At 38.6% G+C, this 3,687-nt stretch carries 4 protein-coding genes; 2 read left to right on the top strand and 2 right to left on the bottom strand.

Annotation, left to right across the window (positions count from 1 at the left end; all coding sequences use genetic code 11):
* Positions 1–694, bottom strand: a 694-nt coding sequence (locus BFI01S_RS21230) for an ImmA/IrrE family metallo-endopeptidase (protein ID WP_156478364.1), incomplete at its 3' end; no start/stop codon positions are given.
* On the bottom strand, positions 695–1,096 hold the full coding sequence (locus BFI01S_RS21225) for a helix-turn-helix domain-containing protein (protein WP_061794355.1): 402 nt from the start codon (positions 1,094–1,096) through the stop codon (positions 695–697).
* A 225-nt stretch (positions 1,097–1,321) separates the two neighbouring features.
* Between BFI01S_RS21225 and BFI01S_RS21220 the strand changes: the two genes are divergently transcribed.
* Positions 1,322–1,981 (top strand): hypothetical protein, encoded by a 660-nt coding sequence (locus tag BFI01S_RS21220; RefSeq protein ID WP_061794354.1) that lies wholly within the window; start codon positions 1,322–1,324, stop codon positions 1,979–1,981.
* A 13-nt stretch (positions 1,982–1,994) separates the two neighbouring features.
* Complete coding sequence (locus BFI01S_RS23600) at positions 1,995–2,165, top strand: hypothetical protein (protein WP_169799797.1); 171 nt, start codon at positions 1,995–1,997, stop codon at positions 2,163–2,165.
* Positions 2,166–3,687: the final 1,522 nt, after the last annotated feature.

Below are 3,687 nucleotides of genomic sequence, written 5' to 3'. Positions count from 1 at the left end.
GATCTTTAATAGAAAAATAATCGTCAAAAGAATTATATGTAGCCCAAATAGGGTGGTCATCAGGGATAGGGGTTTCTTTCCTTAATTTGTATGGCGTCCATTCAGAAGTCCAGGCACTCTCAACTTTCATTTCTTTTGGTACTAACTTGATTAGTGGGAAAATGTCAAAATCAACCCGACAGATGGCAAGGATACAGGGATGGGGAGCGCATTCTGCTAATCGCCACATAGCACTCTGTTTGGATAAGTTGTATTTATTTTCAAGTTCAAATAGTAAATGTATAGAAAAACCATGTTCATTAATTAATGTCTTAACATTTTCTTTTGGAGCTGCGAATTCAATTGCTCCAATATCACAAAGTCTTTCTTCCACCTTCCTGAATTCATCGTCATCTTCATATAAATCGTTTAAATCAGAAAAGAACTCATCATCATTGCGAAGTAGGTAATGACAAATTTCATGATATAAGGTGAAACGCTTTCTTTGGTCAAGCTTTACATTGTCGTTAATTAAAATGACTCTTCTTTCTTCATCAAAAACTCCATCAACTTGTAGAAGTTTTCCATTGTGAATAGTTAAACCCAATCTTTTTGCTGCGTCTTCAGGTGTTGTGACCCCTATTAAGTTAAAATCTATGATTGTATTCTGCACCAGTTGTTCCATACGTTTTCTCAAATTTTGAGGAATTTCCATTTATTCATCTCCTGGCAACATTCTTTTTAAATACAAATAGATCTCCTTCCATTCCAATGCTGTTTGAGGCTGTTTACCTCGTAATGAAATTCTGTTAAGAGAATAAAGATCCTCATCCGTAATGTTTTTTCCGATATCCGGATCTTTTTTTAGTGCAAGCAAGCTTTCAGGAATCAATTCTTCTTCGTTATTGACTCCATAACCTTCAATCCCTTCTGTTAAAGAGGAAACAGAAATGTTATAAAGGCTTGCTAGTTTGTTAAGCGTTTTCACCGAAGGATTTGTTCTTCCTCTTTCAAGATCCGATAAATAGGACACAGATAACCCAGTGGCTTCTTTTAATTGGGCAAGTGTAAATCCTGCTGATTTTCTAAGTGATTTTAAACGTTCTCCAAATTTCATAAGTTATTCCTCCTACGTTAAAAGTGTAACATATTTTATTTTTTACGTTCAATACGTAAAAAATGTATTGACTTATATTTTTCTATGTCTTATATTTATTTTAGAATCAAAATTACGTTATAAGCGTAATTTTTGAAATGGGTTGATCGTGGAAACGTAAAAAAGATTAATATTGCTGCTCGTCGGACAAGTCATTTGATTACAAATTTATAGGGGGAAGGTTAAATGAAAATTCAATTACAAGATTTATCCGTATCAATTACTGGAACGTCTCGTTATAACGGAGGCAAATACGATATCGCACGAGTTGAAACACTACTTGTTACAACTGAACCGCTTCCAACTGAATGGTCATGGTATGTTCCAGCCGGGGTTTCCGTACCACCAGAAGTATTAGCAATGTTTGATGCAACAGGTATTACAATGTTACCGACACTAGCAGAAAATGTATTAAAAGGTACAGAAGATGTTCAACAACAAGCTGAAGCAGGAAATCTTGAAGAAGTGAAAATGGACGCAGCTAAGTTATTATTGCGGACAGTGTTAAAGAAATCAACACTCACTCCAATTCCAGATGCACCGAACACGTATCATTTATCTTATGAACACAAACTGTACCCGGTAAAAGACAATCCAAAAGCATTTGATTACAAAATCACACTTCCGTTCGATGGATTGGAGTTAAACACAAGTGGTGGACGCGTTCAAGTGACGGTTTTAACGCCAATTGGAGCGCAAATCGATCCAAATGAAACCAAAGGAATTGATGAACAAAAACGAGAAATTGCTGAACAAGTAGCACATCTTCAAAACAGCAACCGATTTGCGGTAAACTTTGGCTATCAAATTGATCCGGATTTCACCATCCGTTATATCTATCAATAAGGAGTGATATACATTGGCTAAGAATGGAACACCTGGAAACGGTCGTGTTGGGGCAATAAAGGAAAGATCACAATTTAAAGGTCCAAGCGGGAACTGGATTAAAAGAGATGCGGGAACCGGGAGATTCATGGACCAGAAAACAAGCAGTCCAAAACCTTTTAAAGGCGTAAGAAAAGAAAAGTAGGGCTTTTAAAAAGCCCTACTCTTGAATGTTAGTTTTTCGCTGGAACTAACAACTCATTAAAATAAACTGAGATTTATTATATCAAACAAACCGGTTAGAAACAATAAAGTTTCGATAAACCATTGGGAGCTATTTAGCTCCCTTTTGGTTTTTAAAAATGTATAAAATTAAGAAAGTAGTGGCATAACCTAATAATTTTATAATTTCACTTAGCTCATCAGCTGCATGTTTTTTGAATGAATTTCATCATACATCAAGGATCTAAGTATTTTATAGCAGTGTAATTTAACATCAACAACTCACCATTTATCTTTTACTGCACAAACGCTGGACAAACTTTTATGTAGTATAAGTCCTGCTGATATGGAAAAGTCATTTTTCACCCTGGTTCTGGTGAGATTTTATTAGGAAAAAGCATTGGAATCTACGCTTGGGATGGGAGACATCATCTTGCACATATTACTTCTCTGTGTAACCGTAAGGGGTGGTAAGATGGCTTTGTGAACAATTACACTTAAAGTAACGATGCAGGAGTGCGGCCTAGCCTAGGTCTTATCATATAGCAGGTGGGATTCCCGCCGAGTAAGAACTAGCCATTCGCTCGTAGCGAGTATTAGAGGGCTAATGGTAGCTTTAGCCTTTAAGCGTAGACAGTTAGGTGAAAGCCAAATGGTTGAAGGGATTTGAACTCCATAACCGTCAGTAAAGCGGGAGGGCTGATGCCTTACCTGGGTGCAGAAAACAACATTTTATCCTTCGTCAAAGGCAAGAAGGGTAAACCCTCCCTGGAGTCAAAGACCTTGGCATGCTACACACTGATATGATACGGCAACTCAGGAGACCCTATCGGTCTTATCTTTTGAAGAGTATTGTCTACAAACGATAACAAGCAAGGAAACCAAATGCCGATTGTAGGAAGTCGGATAGCAGCGTAGTACCAATGAAGTTGGGTAATGCCGATGGAGGAAAGGCTTGCTACCAGTTGGATCAGCGGTAAAGCGAGGCGTCGAGAATTAAAACACAGAATAGAAGGGAAAGCGGTTGACTCGGGCTGTCGTCTATCGCTATAATCATAAACTTTGCCCTTTGTGGTTTACAAAATCACACATCGTGATATACTTTTAGTAGGAGTTGTTGCAAAAGAGTGATTTAGCCAACGAGCCTAAAAGCTGACGTCCATCAGCGACACTGGAGCGAGCTAACTGGATCATTTACGTTTTCGTATGTGTCGGAATCACATGCGAACCAGCAGAACGTCATGGCTTGAATTAGAAGTTCTGTGAACCCTAATGCAAGTCCACGCGAAGCGAAAGAAAAAGCCCACGCAGTCGTCCAACTGCGTGGGCTTTTCTTTTTGTGCTATATTCCTGAATCACCGGTCGAATCCACCGTTTCATGTTCCTGTCCTGCATGTCCATACGAAAAGCGGCTCCGGGGTGTCCAGGCCCGGTAAAGATGCTGCATAAAATCGATGAATGTCCATATGATAAGGTCAAGCGGTTGTTACGGTGTTACATGGGTG

It is taken from the genome of Cytobacillus firmus NBRC 15306 (assembly GCF_001591465.1).
In the GTDB taxonomy this organism is placed as follows: domain Bacteria; phylum Bacillota; class Bacilli; order Bacillales; family Cytobacillaceae; genus Cytobacillus; species Cytobacillus firmus.
The sequence above is the reverse complement of the archived record's forward strand: the minus strand, read 5'-3'. Positions and strand labels throughout refer to the sequence as shown.

Bases quoted from the DNA above. Each gene is read 5' to 3' on its own strand.
- BFI01S_RS21225 (WP_061794355.1), bottom strand. From the start codon at position 1,096: ATGAAATTTGGAGAACGTTTAAAATCACTTAGAAAATCAGCAGGATTT.
- BFI01S_RS21220 (WP_061794354.1), top strand. From the start codon at position 1,322: ATGAAAATTCAATTACAAGATTTATCCGTATCAATTACTGGAACGTCT.